Annotated in this window: 15 protein-coding genes; 9 read left to right on the top strand and 6 right to left on the bottom strand. The window is 67.9% G+C overall.

The window, feature by feature from the left end; genetic code table 11:
• The first annotated feature begins 99 nt into the window (after positions 1 to 99).
• Positions 100 to 720, top strand: coding sequence for a TIGR00645 family protein (locus LRM18_RS13345; protein ID WP_049465242.1), 621 nt, complete (start codon positions 100 to 102; stop codon positions 718 to 720).
• Positions 721 to 921: 201 nt separating this feature from the next.
• Entirely contained in the window at positions 922 to 1,935 is a 1,014-nt protein-coding gene (locus LRM18_RS13340) for an energy transducer TonB (protein WP_053505442.1), read from the top strand.
• Between the two features lie 82 nt (positions 1,936 to 2,017).
• Here the strand turns inward: LRM18_RS13340 and LRM18_RS13335 are convergent, their stop codons facing one another.
• Positions 2,018 to 2,272, bottom strand: a complete 255-nt coding sequence (locus tag LRM18_RS13335) for a hypothetical protein (protein ID WP_270954806.1) — start codon at positions 2,270 to 2,272, stop codon at positions 2,018 to 2,020.
• A gap of 78 nt (positions 2,273 to 2,350) precedes the next feature.
• On the opposite strand from LRM18_RS13335, the gene LRM18_RS13330 reads away from it, so the two are divergent.
• On the top strand, positions 2,351 to 3,148 hold the full coding sequence (locus LRM18_RS13330; protein ID WP_270954805.1) for a helix-turn-helix transcriptional regulator: 798 nt from the start codon (positions 2,351 to 2,353) through the stop codon (positions 3,146 to 3,148).
• A gap of 99 nt (positions 3,149 to 3,247) precedes the next feature.
• Positions 3,248 to 3,958 carry a transposase gene (locus LRM18_RS13325; protein WP_270954804.1) on the top strand — a complete coding sequence of 237 codons (711 nt, stop codon included), beginning with the start codon at positions 3,248 to 3,250 and terminating at the stop codon, positions 3,956 to 3,958.
• 23 nt (positions 3,959 to 3,981) lie between these two features.
• Here the strand turns inward: LRM18_RS13325 and LRM18_RS13320 are convergent, their stop codons facing one another.
• The 4 genes from LRM18_RS13320 to LRM18_RS13305 all read right to left on the bottom strand — a co-directional run bounded on the left by LRM18_RS13320 (position 3,982) and on the right by LRM18_RS13305 (position 8,703).
• Positions 3,982 to 5,166 (bottom strand): ABC transporter permease, encoded by a 1,185-nt coding sequence (locus LRM18_RS13320; protein WP_049465234.1) that lies wholly within the window; start codon positions 5,164 to 5,166, stop codon positions 3,982 to 3,984.
• Positions 5,163 to 5,909 carry an ATP-binding cassette domain-containing protein gene (locus tag LRM18_RS13315; RefSeq protein ID WP_049465232.1) on the bottom strand — a complete coding sequence of 249 codons (747 nt, stop codon included), beginning with the start codon at positions 5,907 to 5,909 and terminating at the stop codon, positions 5,163 to 5,165. The genes LRM18_RS13320 and LRM18_RS13315 overlap by 4 nt, the downstream gene beginning before the upstream one ends.
• Positions 5,906 to 7,432 carry an alpha/beta fold hydrolase gene (locus tag LRM18_RS13310; protein WP_182068617.1) on the bottom strand — a complete coding sequence of 509 codons (1,527 nt, stop codon included), beginning with the start codon at positions 7,430 to 7,432 and terminating at the stop codon, positions 5,906 to 5,908. The genes LRM18_RS13315 and LRM18_RS13310 overlap by 4 nt, the downstream gene beginning before the upstream one ends.
• Before the next feature lie 68 nt (positions 7,433 to 7,500).
• Positions 7,501 to 8,703, bottom strand: coding sequence for a GGDEF domain-containing protein (locus LRM18_RS13305; RefSeq protein ID WP_154331375.1), 1,203 nt, complete (start codon positions 8,701 to 8,703; stop codon positions 7,501 to 7,503).
• A 155-nt stretch (positions 8,704 to 8,858) separates the two neighbouring features.
• On the opposite strand from LRM18_RS13305, the gene LRM18_RS13300 reads away from it, so the two are divergent.
• The 3 genes from LRM18_RS13300 (at position 8,859) to LRM18_RS13290 (ending at position 12,086) form a co-directional block, all read left to right on the top strand.
• The gene (locus tag LRM18_RS13300; RefSeq protein WP_064239484.1) at positions 8,859 to 9,386 is read left to right on the top strand and encodes a DUF1203 domain-containing protein; all 528 of its coding nucleotides are present in this window, start codon (positions 8,859 to 8,861) and stop codon (positions 9,384 to 9,386) included.
• Between the two features lie 191 nt (positions 9,387 to 9,577).
• Positions 9,578 to 10,750 (top strand): lytic polysaccharide monooxygenase, encoded by a 1,173-nt coding sequence (locus LRM18_RS13295; protein ID WP_270954803.1) that lies wholly within the window; start codon positions 9,578 to 9,580, stop codon positions 10,748 to 10,750.
• Positions 10,751 to 10,931: 181 nt separating this feature from the next.
• Positions 10,932 to 12,086: a lytic polysaccharide monooxygenase gene (locus LRM18_RS13290; RefSeq protein WP_270954802.1), complete on the top strand. Its 1,155-nt coding sequence runs from the start codon at positions 10,932 to 10,934 to the stop codon at positions 12,084 to 12,086.
• Between the two features lie 131 nt (positions 12,087 to 12,217).
• On the opposite strand, the gene LRM18_RS13285 is transcribed toward LRM18_RS13290, so the two are convergent.
• Complete coding sequence (locus LRM18_RS13285; RefSeq protein ID WP_080376528.1) at positions 12,218 to 12,967, bottom strand: ferredoxin--NADP reductase; 750 nt, start codon at positions 12,965 to 12,967, stop codon at positions 12,218 to 12,220.
• A gap of 84 nt (positions 12,968 to 13,051) precedes the next feature.
• On the opposite strand from LRM18_RS13285, the gene LRM18_RS13280 reads away from it, so the two are divergent.
• Both LRM18_RS13280 and LRM18_RS13275 read left to right on the top strand, forming a co-directional pair.
• Entirely contained in the window at positions 13,052 to 14,020 is a 969-nt protein-coding gene (locus LRM18_RS13280; protein ID WP_167522439.1) for an ABC transporter ATP-binding protein, read from the top strand.
• On the top strand, positions 14,017 to 14,808 hold the full coding sequence (locus LRM18_RS13275) for an ABC transporter permease (protein ID WP_049459865.1): 792 nt from the start codon (positions 14,017 to 14,019) through the stop codon (positions 14,806 to 14,808). Before LRM18_RS13280 ends, LRM18_RS13275 begins: the two co-directional genes overlap by 4 nt.
• Positions 14,809 to 14,852 lie beyond the last annotated feature (44 nt).

Here is a 14,852-nt window from a genome sequence, read left to right as displayed (position 1 = left end):
GGTGCGGAAAGGAACCTGAAGTCTAGTGCGTGAGTTGGGTTGGCACCGTCATGGCGGGCCGGTAACCTCGCCTCTCCCCCGAAACGCAGCATCCCCCGCATGAGTGCAAACCGCCCGCCGCTCTCCCCGTTGTCCACGCTGATCTTCGCCTCGCGCTGGCTGCAGCTGCCGCTGTACCTGGGCCTGATCGTGGCGCAGTGCGTCTACGTGTTCCTGTTCGGCAAGGAACTGTGGCACCTGATCTCGCATTCGGTGTCGATGGGCGAGCAGCAGATCATGCTGATCGTGCTGGGCCTGATCGACGTGGTGATGATCTCCAACCTGCTGGTCATGGTGATCGTCGGCGGCTATGAGACCTTCGTCTCGCGCCTGCGCCTGGAAGGCCACCCGGACCAGCCGGAATGGCTGAGCCACGTCAATGCCAGCGTGCTGAAGGTGAAGCTGGCGATGGCGATCATCGGCATCTCCTCGATCCACCTGCTGAAGACCTTCATCGCCAGTGGCGCGTTGAATGGCATCCCGCTGTGCACGCCGGAGCAGATGAGCGTGGCCGCCGCCAACATCGGTGTCGCCCGCTGCTCGATGCTGACCCCTGACGGCGTGCTGTGGCAGACCATCATCCACTGCGTGTTCATCCTGTCGGCGATCGGCATCGCCTGGACCGACAAGCTGATGTCCAACGGCCACAGCAAGTCGCACGACAAGGCCCACGACCACTGAGGTCGCCGCCAGCCACGGCATGATGGCCGCGGGCCCACCCGGCCACCACCCCTTGTGCGGGGCGGTGGCCGGGATGCTAGATTGCATCCTCGCCGTTGCCGGCGGTGGCGTCGGGAAACGCCACCCTGCCGCGCCTGGACCACGGGTCCCGGCCATGCATATCAATGATTTACGTCACGTCGTCTTCTAAAGGGGAGCAGGATGTCGCACGTCTCAACGATCACCGCCGCGCGCCGGTGGCTGCCGGTTGCCCTGGCACTGGCGCTGGCCGCCTGCTCGGGCAAGGAAGAAACCGCTGCACCGGCCCCGGCCTCCGCACCCGCCGCCGCTGCGCCGGCCGCACCGGTGGTCGCCGCCAAGGTGCAGTCGATGGGCACCGAGCAGCTGCGTGAGTCGGCCAGCCAGGCCCTGCGCGAGAACCGCATGTACGCCCCGGCCGGCGACAACGCCATCGAGTACTACCTCGCGCTGCGCGACAAGACGCCGGACGACGCCTCGGTGAAGAGCGCGCTGACCGACCTGCTGCCCTACACCCTGATCGCCGCCGAACAGCACCTGGGGCGCGAGGACTACACCGAAGCACAGCGGCTGGTGGCGCTGATCGAGAAGGTCGACGCCTCTGCACCGGCCCTGCCGCGCCTGAAGGACGGCCTGGCCAAGGGCGTGCAGAACGCGGCCAAGCGCACCGAGGCCGAAGCCGAGAAGGCCAAGAAGGACGCCGAGGACCGCAGCAAGCAGCAGACCGAACAGCAGCGCCTGGCCGAGCAGCGCGCCAAGGAAGCCGACGCGGCCAAGCAGATCGCTGCCCAGCAGGACGCCGCCCGCCGCGACAACGAGCGCCAGGAAGCCGAGCGCCAGGCTGCGGCCCGCCGCGAAGCCGAGCAGAAGCAGCAGCAGGCTGCCGCCCAGCAGGCCAGCGCGGCACGCCAGGCCGCAGCGCCTGCGGCCGCTGCGGCACCCAACCTGCGCCCGGTCAGCACGCCGGCACCGCGCTATCCGTCCGAGGCGCTGCGTGCCGGCACCTCGGGCGAGGTGCTGGTGGAGATCACCGTCGGCACCGACGGTTCGGTGACCAATGCCCGTGTGCTGCGCGCAACGCCATCGCGCGTCTTCGATCGCGAGGCCATGAACGCGGTCAAGCGCTGGCGCTTCGAGCCGGTCAGCGCACCGGTCACCACCCGCCGCACCCTGGTGTTCGCCCCGGGCGGCAGCTGACCGCAAAAAGGGGACGGAGGGGATTAAGTCGTTTCCGCCCCGCAATGACGACAAGGCCCGGCATGTCCGGGCCTTGTCCGTTTCAGCAGGCACTGTCGATCAGGCGCTGCAGTGCCGGATCGCGCGCGACCAGCACCTGGAACAGGCCCAGCGCATGCAGGCCCGGCAGCAGCGCACGCAGGTCGGCTTCGGCGGCGGCGCGGGTGGCGTCGTTGCTGGCGGCGTCCTGCCAGTCGCGGACACTGGCGAGGAACGCACCGGCGCTGCCCTTGCGCACGGTGAGGCCGTTTACCTGTACTTCGTTCTGGTGGTCGGGAAGGATGTCCTGGGGCTGCATCGGGGCGGCTCGTGTTGGAATGGGCGCCCAGTGTGGCGCGCGCGGATCGGCGCTTCTGCCGTATAACTGCCAATGGATATGGCAGATCAGACACCGACCGGCTTGATTGATCCGGCATTGGCGGACGCCGACGACGGCCCCATCGTGCTGGCCGGCCAGCTGCGCGTGCCCGGAAGGCGGCGCACCGCCCGCCACCAACACCGGCGCGGTCAATTGCTGGGCGCCCATCAGGGCCTGTTGCGGATCGAAGCCGGGAATCTGCATTGGCTGCTTCCGGCCGGGCACGTTGCCTGGATACCGCCGCTGCTGCCCCATGCGCTGCTCGGGGCAGACGGGTTCGATGGCTGGAGCCTGTACGTCCGCGCCGATGCCGGCCTGGATCTGCCCCCGCTGCCCCGTATTTTCCAACCCGATGCGCTGTTGCAGGCGGCGGTGACGCGCGCACTGCGCTGGCCGCATCAGGCACTGGACGCTGCGCAGGCACGCCTGGCCGGCGTCATTGCCGATGAGATCCGTGCCAGCACTCCCTTGCCACTTGCCCTGCCACAGCCGCGGGATCGCCGGTTGCGGCGGATCGCGGCGGCGTTGGCGCGATCGCCAGACGACCTGCGCAGTGTCGAAGCGTGGGCGGCCACCGGCGGCCTGTCCAGCCGCAGCCTCGCCCGCCGGTGGCAGGCCGAAACAGGCATGACCCTGGGCCATTGGCGGCAACGCCTGCGCGTGCTGCTGTCGCTGCCACGCCTGCTGGCCGGCGAGCCGGTGACCCGCGTCGCGCTGTCGATGGGATACGACACCCCAAGCGCGTTCATCACCGTGTTCAAGCGCGAGATGGGTGTGACGCCCGCGCGGTACGGAAAAGGGGACGGAGGGGATTAAGTCGCTTCTGACTCCTCCGATACGCCTGCGCGGCATTACCTGATGCCCCACGCCATGGTGCCGATGCCAGGCTGAGGCCCCCTTCGACCTGGGAATCCCATGCCCCGACAAGCGCGCCTGATGCTGGCCGGCCAGGCCTATCACGTGATCCAGCGCGGTGTGAACAAGGGTGCGATCTTCGTCGACGACATCGACCGGCAACTGTTCCTGCATCTGCTGCACAGCGCTTTCCTCAAGCACCGCGTCGCACTGCATGCCTATGTCCTGATGGACAACCACGTCCACCTGCTGGCCACGCCATCCACGCAGCGCGGGCTGGCCGATGCAATGCGCATGCAGGGCAACAACTATGTGCAGGCTTTCAACCAGCGGCACGGCCGCACCGGTCCCCTGTGGCAGGGCCGCTTCCATTCCTCAATGATCGACAGCGAGGGCTACCTGCTCAGCGTATACCGCTACATCGAACGCAATCCCGTTCGTGCCGGCATTGCTGCCAGCGCTGAAGATCATCCGTGGTCCAGCGTGCACGGCAACCTTCAACGACGCGCTGATCCCATGCTGACCCCGCATCCCGTATTCAGAGCGTTGGCCGCGACCGCTCGCAACAGGACGGCGGTGTATGCGCGATTCCTGCGCGATGGGAATGCGTCCGCCGATCTGCCCGCAATCCGCAGTCATAGCGCCAAACAGCGCCCGTTGGGGGATGCTGCCTTCCTGCGGATGGTAGAGCAGACGCTCGGGCGCCCGGTGGCGATGCGAAGACAAGGCCGCCCGCGCAAGGAGGGGACGGGAGGGGCAGAAACGACTTAATCCCCTCCGTCCCCTTTTTCCGGTCAACCCGAAATGGCCAGGCGCTCGTTGTGGTAGCGGCGCACGGCGGCGAACCACAGCACGGCGGCCAGGCCGAGGCTGGCGCCGAGGTAGATCGCCCAGACTGCGGGGGTGATGGTCTCGTGGCGGATCACCTTCAGCAGCATCTGGTTCTGCGACAGGAACGGCACGGCGTACTGCCACAGTTCGCTCTTCAGCGGATAGGCCACCAGTGCGTAGCCGGGCAGCATCGGCAGCAGCATCAGCCAGGTCATGTGGCTCTGCGCTTCCTTCATGCTCTTGGCCGCGGCCGACAGGAAGGTCAGCAGCGAGGTGCCGATCAGCAGCATCGGCAGCATCACCAGCAGCATCTGCAGCATCGAGCCGACGTTCATGTTGAACTGGCGGCCGATGTTGCCGGGTGCGATCTGCGCGCTCACCTTGAACGCGACCAGGGTCAGCAGCAGCGACACGAAACCGACCACGCAGGCGGCGGCGATCTTGCCGCTGACGATCGCGCTGCGCGAGCCCGGCGTGGCCAGCAGGGGTTCCAGCGACTGCCGCTCGCGCTCGCCGGCGGTGGCGTCCATCACCAGGTAGGCGCCACCGATGAACGAGGTCAGTGTCAGCAGCACCGGCAGCAGCATCGACAGGATCATGCCGCGCTTGGCTTCGGCACTGGCCAGGTCCTGGCGCGCCACGTCCAGCGGGCGGGCCACCTGTGCGTCGATGCCGCGTGCCATCAGGCGCAAGGCACCGACCTGGCCGTTGTAGGTGGCCAGCGCCGCCTCCAGGCGTGCGCTGGGTACTTCGGCCGCGCGACGCGTGCTGTCCTTGATCACCTCCACCAGCGCCGGCTTGCCCTCGGCCCAGTCCTTGCCGAAGTCATCGCTGATGCGCAGCGCTACATCGATGTCCTGGCTGCGGATGGCCTCGGCCAGGTCCTTCGGTGCCGGCGCGGCATTGAGGCCCTGTGCGGCGAGGAAGCGCACCAGGTTGGGTGCGTTCTCCGCACCGATGGTGGGAATCTGCAACGGCGCTTCGATCTGGGTGCGCACCCGGCTCTCGGCCAGCTTGCCCATGCCCAGCAGCAGCACCGGGTACAGCAGTGGCCCGAACAGCAGGGTCAGCAGCAGCGTGCGGCGGTCACGCGACAGGTCGCGCAGTTCCTTGCGCATCACCGTCATCAGGGTCGACATCATGCTCATGCGTGCAGGCCCTCTTCGCTGCCGATCAGTTTCACGAACGCGTCCTCAAGATTGGCTTCACCGGCCTGTGCACGCAGCTCGTCGGCGCTGCCGGCGGCCATCACCGTGCCCTTGGCAATGATCACGATGTGGTCACACAACGCACCCACCTCCTGCATGATGTGGCTGGACAGGATCACGCAGCGCCCTTCTTCGCGCAGGCCCAGCAGGAAGCGGCGCAGCGCGCGCGTGGTCATCACATCGAGGCCGTTGGTCGGTTCATCGAGGATGACGTTGCGCGGGTCGTGCACCAGCGCGCGGGCGATCGCGGTCTTGGTGCGCTGGCCCTGCGAGAAACCATCGGTCTGGCGGTCGAGGATGTCGCCCATGTCCAGCGCGTGCGACAGCACCTCGATGCGTTCGCGGATGCGCTCGGCCGACAGGCCATGCAGCTCGCCAAAGTAGGCGATGTTCTCGCGCGCGGTCAGGCGCTTGTAGACGCCACGTGCATCGGGCAGCACGCCCAGGTGGCGACGCACCTCGACGGGATTGCGTGCCGCATCGATGCCATCGACAGTGATGCTGCCCTGGTCGGGCGTCATCAGCGTGTAGAGCATGCGCATGGTGGTGGTCTTGCCGGCACCGTTGGGGCCGAGCAGGCCGGTGATCTGTCCGTCGCCGGCACGGAAGCCGACGTTGGAGACCGCCTGGATGCGGCCCGTGCGGGTATCGAAGGCCTTGTGCAGGCTGTCGGCGACGATCATGGTTCCCATCCGTTGAACGAGGTGAACGCCGGCACGTAGCTCAGCGTGTCCAGGCAGCCGGCATCCAGCGCCTTGGCATCGGTCGTGTCGATGAACTGGCCGAGCAGGCGCGGCATGCAGCCGGCGGCCAGGGTGCCATGGCCCTGGCCACGGGCGACCAGCGCGCGGCCGTTGGGCAGGCCCTTGAGTACCTGCGCGGCATAGCGCGGCGGCGTCACCGGGTCCAGCTCACCGGACAGCAACAGCGCCGGCACGTTGCTGCGCAGTGGCACCGCATCGGTCGCCGGCGCCGGCCGGTGTGGCCACACCGGGCAGGCGGCGAAGAAGGTACTGGCCACCTCGTTGCCGAACAGCCGCGCGGGATCTTCGGCCGGCGCGTGGTAGCGCGGTGCATCCTCGCTGCAGATCACCGACCACTGCATGCCGCGGTTGATCTGGAAATCCATGCTGCGGTTCGCACCGCGGGCCAACGACGCCAGCGGCGCGTAGCGGCCATGAGCGGCCTCATCCAGCACCAGCGGCAACAGCGAGGAATACTGCGGCACGTACGAGAAGGCGAAGGCCAGGCCGACCACACTGTCCGGCGTCAGGACATCCTGCCGCGGTGCGTTGGTACCCGGGTCGCGATACTCGACCGGGACCGGCGCACGGCGCAGGGTGTCGACCACGCTGCGCAGCTGCGCGCGGGTATCGGTCGGGAAACGCTTGCTGCAGGCGGCGTCCTTGCGGCACTGCGCCGACTGCAGGGCGATCGCATCCTCGAACGTGGTCGCGAAGTCACCGCCGACCACCAGTTCGTTCGGTATCACGCCATCGATGACGATGCTGCGCGTGTGCTGCGGGTAGGCACCGGCGTAGCGCTGGGCCACGCGGGTGCCGTAGGAACCGCCGACCAGGTTGACCTTGTCCACGCCGAGCGCCGCCCGCACCGCATCCAGGTCGGCGATGGCTTCGGTGGTGGTATAGAAGCGCGCGTCGGCGCGCCCCTGCAGCGACGTGGCGCAGCGTTGGGCGTAGTTGCGCAGCGAGGCCTCCGAAGACGCGTCATCTTCGCCCATCGGCAGCTCCTTGCCGTCCGCGCCCAGGCAGCTGAGCGGGTTCGAGCCGCCGGTGCCGCGCTGGTCGATCAGGAACACGTCACGCTGCTTGCGTACCTGGCGCAGCGCGGTGTCGACGACGACGGCCACTTCGCTGGCCGCCTGGCCAGGGCCACCGGCGAGGAAGAACACCGGATCGGGCTGGCTGGAACCGCTGCTGCCCGATTCCAGCCAGGCGATGCGCAGGTCGATGCGGCGAGCCTCAGGCCGGGCCCGGTCCTCCGGCACCTGCAGCGTGGCGCACTGCGCTTCCACGTTGGCGCTGGCGCCGACGGTGGACAGCGTGCAGGGCTGGAAGTCGATCGTGCCGAAGCGGCGGCTGGGTGCATCGCTGGCGCTGCCGGCGTCGGCCGCCGGCGACGGGCTGCACCCGGCAAGCAACAGGCTGGCCAGCATTCCGGCCAGCGCGAGGTGGTGTCTTTGCATCGTGCTCGTTTCCCCTGGAGGACGTTCCTGTCGACCACGACGGGCTGCCGCGGAAGATGTGACTCAACTTACACGGGCAGCGCGCCGGGGGCGATGGGCAATGGCGAATCGGCCGCCGGCGGCGCGCAGACCAGGCGGTCCCGCCCTTCGGCCTTGGCCCGGTACAGGGCGGCATCGGCAGCGGCCAGCAACGTCGACAGATCGCCCTGCCCCGCGTCCATCGCCAGGCCGACGCTGGCGGTGACCCACACCGGCCCGTCAGCCAGCAGTGCCGGCCGCTGCTGCAGTCGCGCGCGGATCGCCGCGGCCCGTTCCATGGCTTCGCCGCGCGTGCCTCCAGCCAGCACCAGCACGAATTCTTCGCCACCGTAACGGCCCAGCAGGTGCTCATGGCCCTGCACGCAGTGCTGCAGCGTCGCCGCGAAATGGCGCAGCACCTGGTCGCCGGCCAGATGGCCCCAGCGATCATTGATCTTCTTGAAGTGGTCCACGTCGACCAGCAGCAACGCCAGCGGCCGGCGCTGGCGGCGCAGCTTCTGCAGTTGCGCCTGGCCATCGGCCAGCACTGCGCTGCGGTTGAGCAGGCCGGTCAGGCCGTCGGTGCGGGCCGCGCGGCGCAGGTCCACCAGCATGCGCTCGACCAGCAGCAGTACCATCGCGAAGCAACGCGCAAGTTCCAGCATCACCCCCGCGATATAGGTGGCGAACATCGGCGAGCCGGTCCGCATGATGTCCTCACCGGCGTCGGGCGCCACCGGCAGGAACAGGCGAACCGCGTACAACGCAGCCTCTGCCAGGAACACGGCAGCAGCCAGGCGGCAGCTGGTGCGCTGCTGTGGCGGTGCATGCCGCAGCAGCAACGCGGCGATCCAGCCGTCGACCATCAGTGCGAACACGCTGAACACCAGCAGCCGCATGCCCAGGTCCGGCCACGGCACCAGGAAGGCGAAGATGCAGGCCATGAACGCGGTCGCCATCAGCAGCGGCCACCACAGCGGCAACGGCCGTTGCAGATGCAGGGCCATGCCGCGCAGCATCATCAACCCACAGCCGGCCATCGCCGCATTGCCGGCCAGCACCGCCGGCACCAGCGGCAGGTAGGGCCGCAGCGCCAGCAGGGTCACCCCCAGGGTCAACAGCCACAGGCTGATGGTCCACTGCCGCAGCACCGGTTGCCCGCGCAGTACGACCAGCAGCAGCGAGAAGCCCACCGCAATGCCGACGCAGAGCAGGAAGCCAAGCACGGTGATGGTGGGGAAATCCAGGGACATGCGGCACTCGTCGGCCGGGGCGGCGCGCGCATCTTAGCGCCTTGCCGCGCGATCCCTGTCGCCCGCTCCGGCCCGACGGCGATGCGGGGTCTGAAAACGGCGAGCACGACGGCCGGCGCTTGCGCACTATCCGCTGGAAACCCAAGGAGACGCCCATGCACACGTGGTACCTCGGTGGCATCGACCACCGCCCGTTCCTGCACCTGTTCGAACTGAGCGACAGCGCGCTCGCCGCGCTCGGCATCCAGCGCCGCTGGGCGGGCGACAGCGGCGGCCATCCCTGCCGGGTCAGCCTGACCGATCCGCCGCCGGGCAGCGAACTGCTCCTGCTGCCCCACGTCCACCTGCCACTGCACTCGCCGTATCGCGCCTCCGGCCCGATCTTCGTGCAGCGCGGCGTGACCCGCTGCGTGCTGCCACCGGGCGAAGTGCCCCCGTACGTGCAGCGCCGGATGATCTCGGTGCGCGCCTATGACCACGCCGCGCTGATGCGAGGTGCCGAGGTCTGCGCGGGCAGCGACGTTGCCGACCGGCTGGATGCGCTGTTCGCCGACCCCGCAGTGGCCTTTGTCCAGTTGCACAACGCCGCGCATGGCTGCTTCTCGTGCCAGGCGGATCGGGTGGACAGGCAGACCACGTCGGGCAACCTCCATGACGTGATCGATGCCACGCCGGTCACGTGACGTCCAGCGCATCCGTTCAGCCCGGCGTGAAGCCTGCGGGAAGGGCTTCACATGCGCAGTCACGGATCGGCACTGCGCGGGTTCCGTCGCCCGCATCACGACTCGATACTCGCCGTGGTGCCGCCGAAAGCCCGCAACGCCGTGCAGCTCCTGCGGTCACCGTCCCCTTTCGACGACCACAAGGATGCGCCATGTCATTCCGATCCACACCGCTGCTGCTGACCACCGCGTTCGCGGCTGCGGGCCTGTGCCTGGCCGGCAACGCGTTCGCCCACGGCACCATGACCACGCCGGTCAGCCGCGTCTATGCCTGCTTCCAGGGCAATCCCGAGAACCCGACCAATCCGGCCTGCGCCGCCGCCAAGGCAGTTGGCGGTTCGCAGGCGTTCTACGACTGGAACGGCATCAACCAGGCCAACGCCAACGGCAACCACCAGGCCGTGGTACCCGACGGCAAGCTGTGCAGCGGCAACAACCCGACCTTCCGCGGCCTGGATGTGAACCGCAGTGACTGGCCGACCACGCCGATCCAGCCCGATGCCAATGGGAAGTTCACCTTCGTGTTCAAGGCGACCGCACCGCACGCCACCCGTGACTGGCGCTTCTTCGTCACCCGCGAAGGCTGGCAGCCGGGCAGCCCGCTGCGCTGGACCGACCTGCAAGAGTTCTGCACGCTGGGCAATACGCCGCTGTCGGCCGATGGCACCTACAAGCTGCAGTGCACGTTGCCGCAGCGCAGCGGCCAGCATGTGATCTACAACACCTGGCAGCGCTCGGATTCCACCGAGGCGTTCTACACCTGCATGGACGTGCGCTTCGAGGGCGGTGCTGGGGGGACGACACCGGCACCGCAGTGGCAGGATGCCGGCCCGGTCACCGCGCGCGGCGAGCTGCCGGTGGGAACCACCCTGGCGCTGCGCGTGTTCAATGCCGGCGGCAACGATGTCGAACGCGTGGAGGTCACGCTGGCCAGTGGCCAGACCACGGCGGCGCAGTGGCCGTTGGCGCTGGCCCGCAAGGTCAATGCCAGCGCGCAGCATGCACGCGTCGGCGTGCTCAGCAATGGCGTGATCACGCCGGCAGCCTCGGCGACCGACAACCGCGTGTACCTGAAGGACGGCAACCGCTTCCAGCTCGATACCCGCGTGCCGGACCCGGGCACGCCGTCGCCCGGCGGTGACTTCGACCACGTGTATCCGGCGGGCATCGGCAGCTATGTGCCGGGCCAGACCGTGGTGAAGGGCAGCGACGGCAAGCTGTATGCCTGCCGCCCGTTCCCGGAGGGCGCGTGGTGCAATGTCAATGCCGAGGCGTACCGGCCGGGCGTGGGCGCGGCCTGGCGCGATGCCTGGATCGCTTACTGAGAACACGCGCAGGGAACGGTGGTCGAGCACCGTTCCCTGCAAAGCGTGAGGCAAGCCAGCGGGTGAGTGTGAAGCCGCTCCCAGGCGACGCCATCCGCGTCGCCTTTCAAAGTAATCCGATGGATACGGGCAGTACGCATGCCGAGACTTCGCGGGGTTCCACCACCCACAGGAGATCTGCATGCATCTGTCCCATCGGACGTTTTTCGCGCTGTCTGCGCTTGCCGGCATCGTCGCCTCCGGCAGCGCGTTCGCCCACGGCACCCTGTCCAAACCCTCCAGCCGCGTCTACGCCTGCTACCAGGGGAATCCTGAAAACCCGACCCATCCGGCCTGCGCCGCCGCCAAGGCGATCGGTGGTGCGCAACCGTTCTACGACTGGGCCGGGATCAACCAGGCCGAGGCCGATGGCAACCACCAGGCCGTCGTGCCGGATGGCGAGCTGTGCAGCGGCGGCAACAGCAAGTACCGCGGCCTGGATCTGAACCGCAGCGATTGGCAGACTTCGCCGATCCGCGCCGACGCACGTGGCCGCTACACATTCGAGTTCAAGGCACCGGCACCGCACGCCACCCGCGACTGGAGGTTCTACGTCACCCGCGAGGGCTGGCAGCCGGGCAGCCCGCTGCGCTGGGCCGATCTGGAGGCGTTCTGCACGCTGGGCAACGTGCCGCTTTCGGGCGATGTCTACAAGCTGGACTGCCCACTGCCCAAGCGCAGCGGCCAGCACGTGATCTACAACACGTGGCAGCGCTCCGATTCGAAGGAAGCGTTCTATACCTGTGCCGACGTACGTTTTGAGGGAGGTGACATCACCCCGCCACCGGAGTGGGAAGACGCGGGGGCCATCACAGCGCGGGGGGAACTGGAGACCGGTACCACCCTGACCCTGCGCGTGTTCAACGCCAGCGGCAATGACCTGGAAAGCCCGAAGATCACCCTTGCCGCCGGGGAGACCTCCGCCACGCAATGGCCGCTGGCGCTGGGCCGCAAGGTCAATGCTTCTGCCCAGCATGCCCGGGTGGGCGTACTGAACAACGGCATCATCACCCCCATCGCCTCGGCCACCGGGAACCGCGTCTACCTGAAGCCGGGCCATCGCTTCCAGCTCGACACGGCGTTGCCGGATCCGGTCGATCCGCCGCCGGGTGACTACGACTTCGTGTATCCGGAAGGTATCGGCAGCTATAAGCCCGGCGAAACCGTGGTCAAGGGCTCGGACGGCAAGCTCTACGCCTGCCGCCCGTTCCCGGAGGGCGCCTGGTGCAATGTCAACGCCGAAGCCTACCGTCCGGGTACCGGCTCTGCCTGGCGCGATGCCTGGATCGAGTACTGAAGACAGGGCACCGGGGGCGGCGTAGGGTCGCCTCCGGTTTCCAGGGTTGCCGGCCAGTGCGATTGCCGGCCAGCGGCCGGCACTACCCGGGGTTCATGCGGTTGCCGGCCAGCGGCCGGCACGACCCGGACTTACTTGCTGCTGACGTACTTCTCGCGGCGGATCTGCGGGTTGCCCAGGCCGGCGGCCTTCAGCAGCTCGGCGCAGGCATCGACCATGTCCGGGTTGCCGCACAGGTAGGCGATGTCGGTGGCCGGGTCCGGCGTGAAGCCGGCCAGCGCCTGCTGCACGTAGCCATGCTGCACGTCCGGGTGCGGGTTGGCCGGCAGCTCGCGCGACAGGCACGGAACATAGCGGAAGTTCGGGTGCTTTTCGGCGAAGCTGTAGAAATCTTCGCTGTACAGCAGCTCGCCCGGGCTGCGCGCGCCCTGCAGCAGCACGATTTCCACACCGCGTTCGGCCATGGCCTTTTCCAGCAGCGGCAGCATCGAGCGGTAGGGGGTGACGCCCGTACCGGTGGCGATCAGCAGGTAGCGGCCGTTGTGGTCGCCGGGGTGCAGGCAGAACCGCCCGTACGGGCCCGACGCGTTGATCCGGCTGCCGTGCTCCAGCGCCTCGAACAGCGCCGTGGCAGCGCCACCGGGCACGAAACTGACCGCGATGTCGACCGCCTCGCCCGGGCCCAGCGCGTGGTCATGGATGGTCGCCAGCGAGTAGCTGCGCTTGGTTTCGGTGCCGTCGGCGTAGCTGAAATGGACCTGGATGAACTGGCCGGGCTGGAAATCCAGCGGCTGTCCATCATCACGCACGAACTGGTAGTGGCCGACGGTCGGGGCCAGCATGCGGCGGCCGACCAGCTTGAGGGGGAATTGAACAGGCACGACTTTTCGGGACAGTGTGTAGCCGGGGCAAGCCCTCGGGGTCTTCTATAATAGCCCCTCCCCGCCCCTCTCCAGCGCCAGCCCATGGGCGCGAAGGCTTCGAGCTTGGCATCCCAGAACGATACGGCGCCCGCCCTGCGCGTGCGCGACCTGCGCAAGACCTACGACAACGGCACCCAGGCCCTGAAGGGCGTTTCCCTGGAAGTGGCCCCGGGCGACTTCTTCGCCCTGCTTGGCCCCAACGGGGCCGGCAAGTCGACCCTGATCGGCATCATCAGCTCCCTGGTCAACCTCAGCGAAGGCAAGGTGGAGGTGTTCGGCAGCGACCTGGTGGGCAGCCGCAGCGCCACCATGCGCCTGATCGGGCTGGTGCCGCAGGAAATCAACTTCAACCTGTTCGAGAAGCCCTTCGACATCCTGGTGAACTACGCCGGTTTCTACGGCGTGCCCCGCGAGGAGGCCGAGCAGCGCGCCGAAGAGGAACTCAAGCGCGCACACCTGTGGGAAAAAGCACAGGTGATGAGCCGCACGCTGTCCGGCGGCATGAAGCGCCGGCTGATGATCGCCCGCGCGATGATGACCCGCCCGCGCCTGCTGATCCTGGACGAACCGACCGCCGGCGTGGACATCGAGATCCGCCGCGACATGTGGCGCGTGCTGAAGGAGATCAATGCCGCAGGCACCACGATCATCCTCACCACCCACTACCTGGAAGAAGCCGAATACCTGTGCCGCCACCTGGCGATCATCAACCACGGCCAGATCGTCGAGCAGGGGCCGATGCGCACCCTGCTGGCCAAGCTGGACGTGGAAGGCTTCCTGCTGGACATCGACGGCGACCTGCCGGCGCAGCTGCCGGTGATCGAAGGCGCGACGCTGACCGCGCCGGACCCGCACACCCTGGACATCGACATGCCGCGTGCGATGGACCTCAACCGCGTGTTCGCCACGCTCAACGCGTCCGGCATCCGCGTGCGTTCGATGCGTACCAAGAGCAACCGCCTGGAGGAGCTGTTCGTGCGCCTCACCGGCAACCTGGAGAAGCCTGCATGAGCACCACCGAGCTGACCGACGGCCAGCGCAACCGCATCGCACTGATGACCATCGTGCGTCGCGAAGTCGCCCGCATCATGCGCATCTGGGGCCAGACCCTGGTGCCGCCGGCGATCACCATGACCCTGTACTTCCTGATCTTCGGCAACCTGATCGGGTCGCGCGTGGGTGACATGGGCGGCTACACCTACATGCAGTTCATCGTGCCGGGCCTGGTGATGATGAGCGTGATCCAGAACAGCTACGGCAACATCAGTTCCTCGTTCTTCGGTGCCAAGTTCGGCCGCCACGTCGAAGAACTGCTGGTCAGCCCGATGCCGAACTGGGTGATCCTGTGGGGCTACGTGGCCGGTGCCGTGCTGCGCGGCCTGATGGTGGGCGTGATCGTGCTGATCATCGCGATGTTCTTCACCCCGGTGCGCATCCCGCACCCGCTGGTGACGCTGACCACGGTGCTGCTGGGCGCGACGATCTTCTCGCTGGCCGGCTTCATCAACGCGGTGTACGCCAAGAAGTTCGATGACGTGGCGATCGTGCCGACCTTCATCCTGACCCCGCTGACCTACCTGGGCGGCGTGTTCTATTCGGTGAAGCTGCTGCCGGGCTGGGCCGAAGCGGCCACGCACGCGAACCCGATCTTCTACATGGTCAATGCGTTCCGCTATGGCCTGCTGGGCAGCAGCGACGTGCCGGTGACGGTGGCGTATGCACTCATGGTCGGTTTCGTGGTGGTACTGACCCTGGTGGCGCTGTGGCTGCTGCGCCGTGGCGTGGGCATGCGCAGTTGAGACCTGCGTGGTAGTGCCGGCCGCTGGCCGGCGACACTGGATCC

The organism is Stenotrophomonas sp. PI_27, assembly GCF_027854495.1.
GTDB lineage: Bacteria > Pseudomonadota > Gammaproteobacteria > Xanthomonadales > Xanthomonadaceae > Stenotrophomonas > Stenotrophomonas pavanii.
This window is presented reverse-complemented; position numbering and strand designations above follow the sequence as displayed.

What these genes read in the sequence shown, in the direction of transcription:
- LRM18_RS13345 (WP_049465242.1), top strand. Translation starts at nt 100, where the DNA reads ATGAGTGCAAACCGCCCGCCGCTCTCCCCGTTGTCCACGCTGATCTTC.
- LRM18_RS13340 (WP_053505442.1), top strand. Translation starts at nt 922, where the DNA reads ATGTCGCACGTCTCAACGATCACCGCCGCGCGCCGGTGGCTGCCGGTT.
- LRM18_RS13335 (WP_270954806.1), bottom strand. Translation starts at nt 2,272, where the DNA reads ATGCAGCCCCAGGACATCCTTCCCGACCACCAGAACGAAGTACAGGTA.
- LRM18_RS13330 (WP_270954805.1), top strand. Translation starts at nt 2,351, where the DNA reads ATGGCAGATCAGACACCGACCGGCTTGATTGATCCGGCATTGGCGGAC.
- LRM18_RS13325 (WP_270954804.1), top strand. Translation starts at nt 3,248, where the DNA reads ATGCCCCGACAAGCGCGCCTGATGCTGGCCGGCCAGGCCTATCACGTG.
- LRM18_RS13320 (WP_049465234.1), bottom strand. Translation starts at nt 5,166, where the DNA reads ATGAGCATGATGTCGACCCTGATGACGGTGATGCGCAAGGAACTGCGC.
- LRM18_RS13315 (WP_049465232.1), bottom strand. Translation starts at nt 5,909, where the DNA reads ATGATCGTCGCCGACAGCCTGCACAAGGCCTTCGATACCCGCACGGGC.
- LRM18_RS13310 (WP_182068617.1), bottom strand. Translation starts at nt 7,432, where the DNA reads ATGCAAAGACACCACCTCGCGCTGGCCGGAATGCTGGCCAGCCTGTTG.
- LRM18_RS13305 (WP_154331375.1), bottom strand. Translation starts at nt 8,703, where the DNA reads ATGTCCCTGGATTTCCCCACCATCACCGTGCTTGGCTTCCTGCTCTGC.
- LRM18_RS13300 (WP_064239484.1), top strand. Translation starts at nt 8,859, where the DNA reads ATGCACACGTGGTACCTCGGTGGCATCGACCACCGCCCGTTCCTGCAC.
- LRM18_RS13295 (WP_270954803.1), top strand. Translation starts at nt 9,578, where the DNA reads ATGTCATTCCGATCCACACCGCTGCTGCTGACCACCGCGTTCGCGGCT.
- LRM18_RS13290 (WP_270954802.1), top strand. Translation starts at nt 10,932, where the DNA reads ATGCATCTGTCCCATCGGACGTTTTTCGCGCTGTCTGCGCTTGCCGGC.
- LRM18_RS13280 (WP_167522439.1), top strand. Translation starts at nt 13,052, where the DNA reads ATGGGCGCGAAGGCTTCGAGCTTGGCATCCCAGAACGATACGGCGCCC.
- LRM18_RS13275 (WP_049459865.1), top strand. Translation starts at nt 14,017, where the DNA reads ATGAGCACCACCGAGCTGACCGACGGCCAGCGCAACCGCATCGCACTG.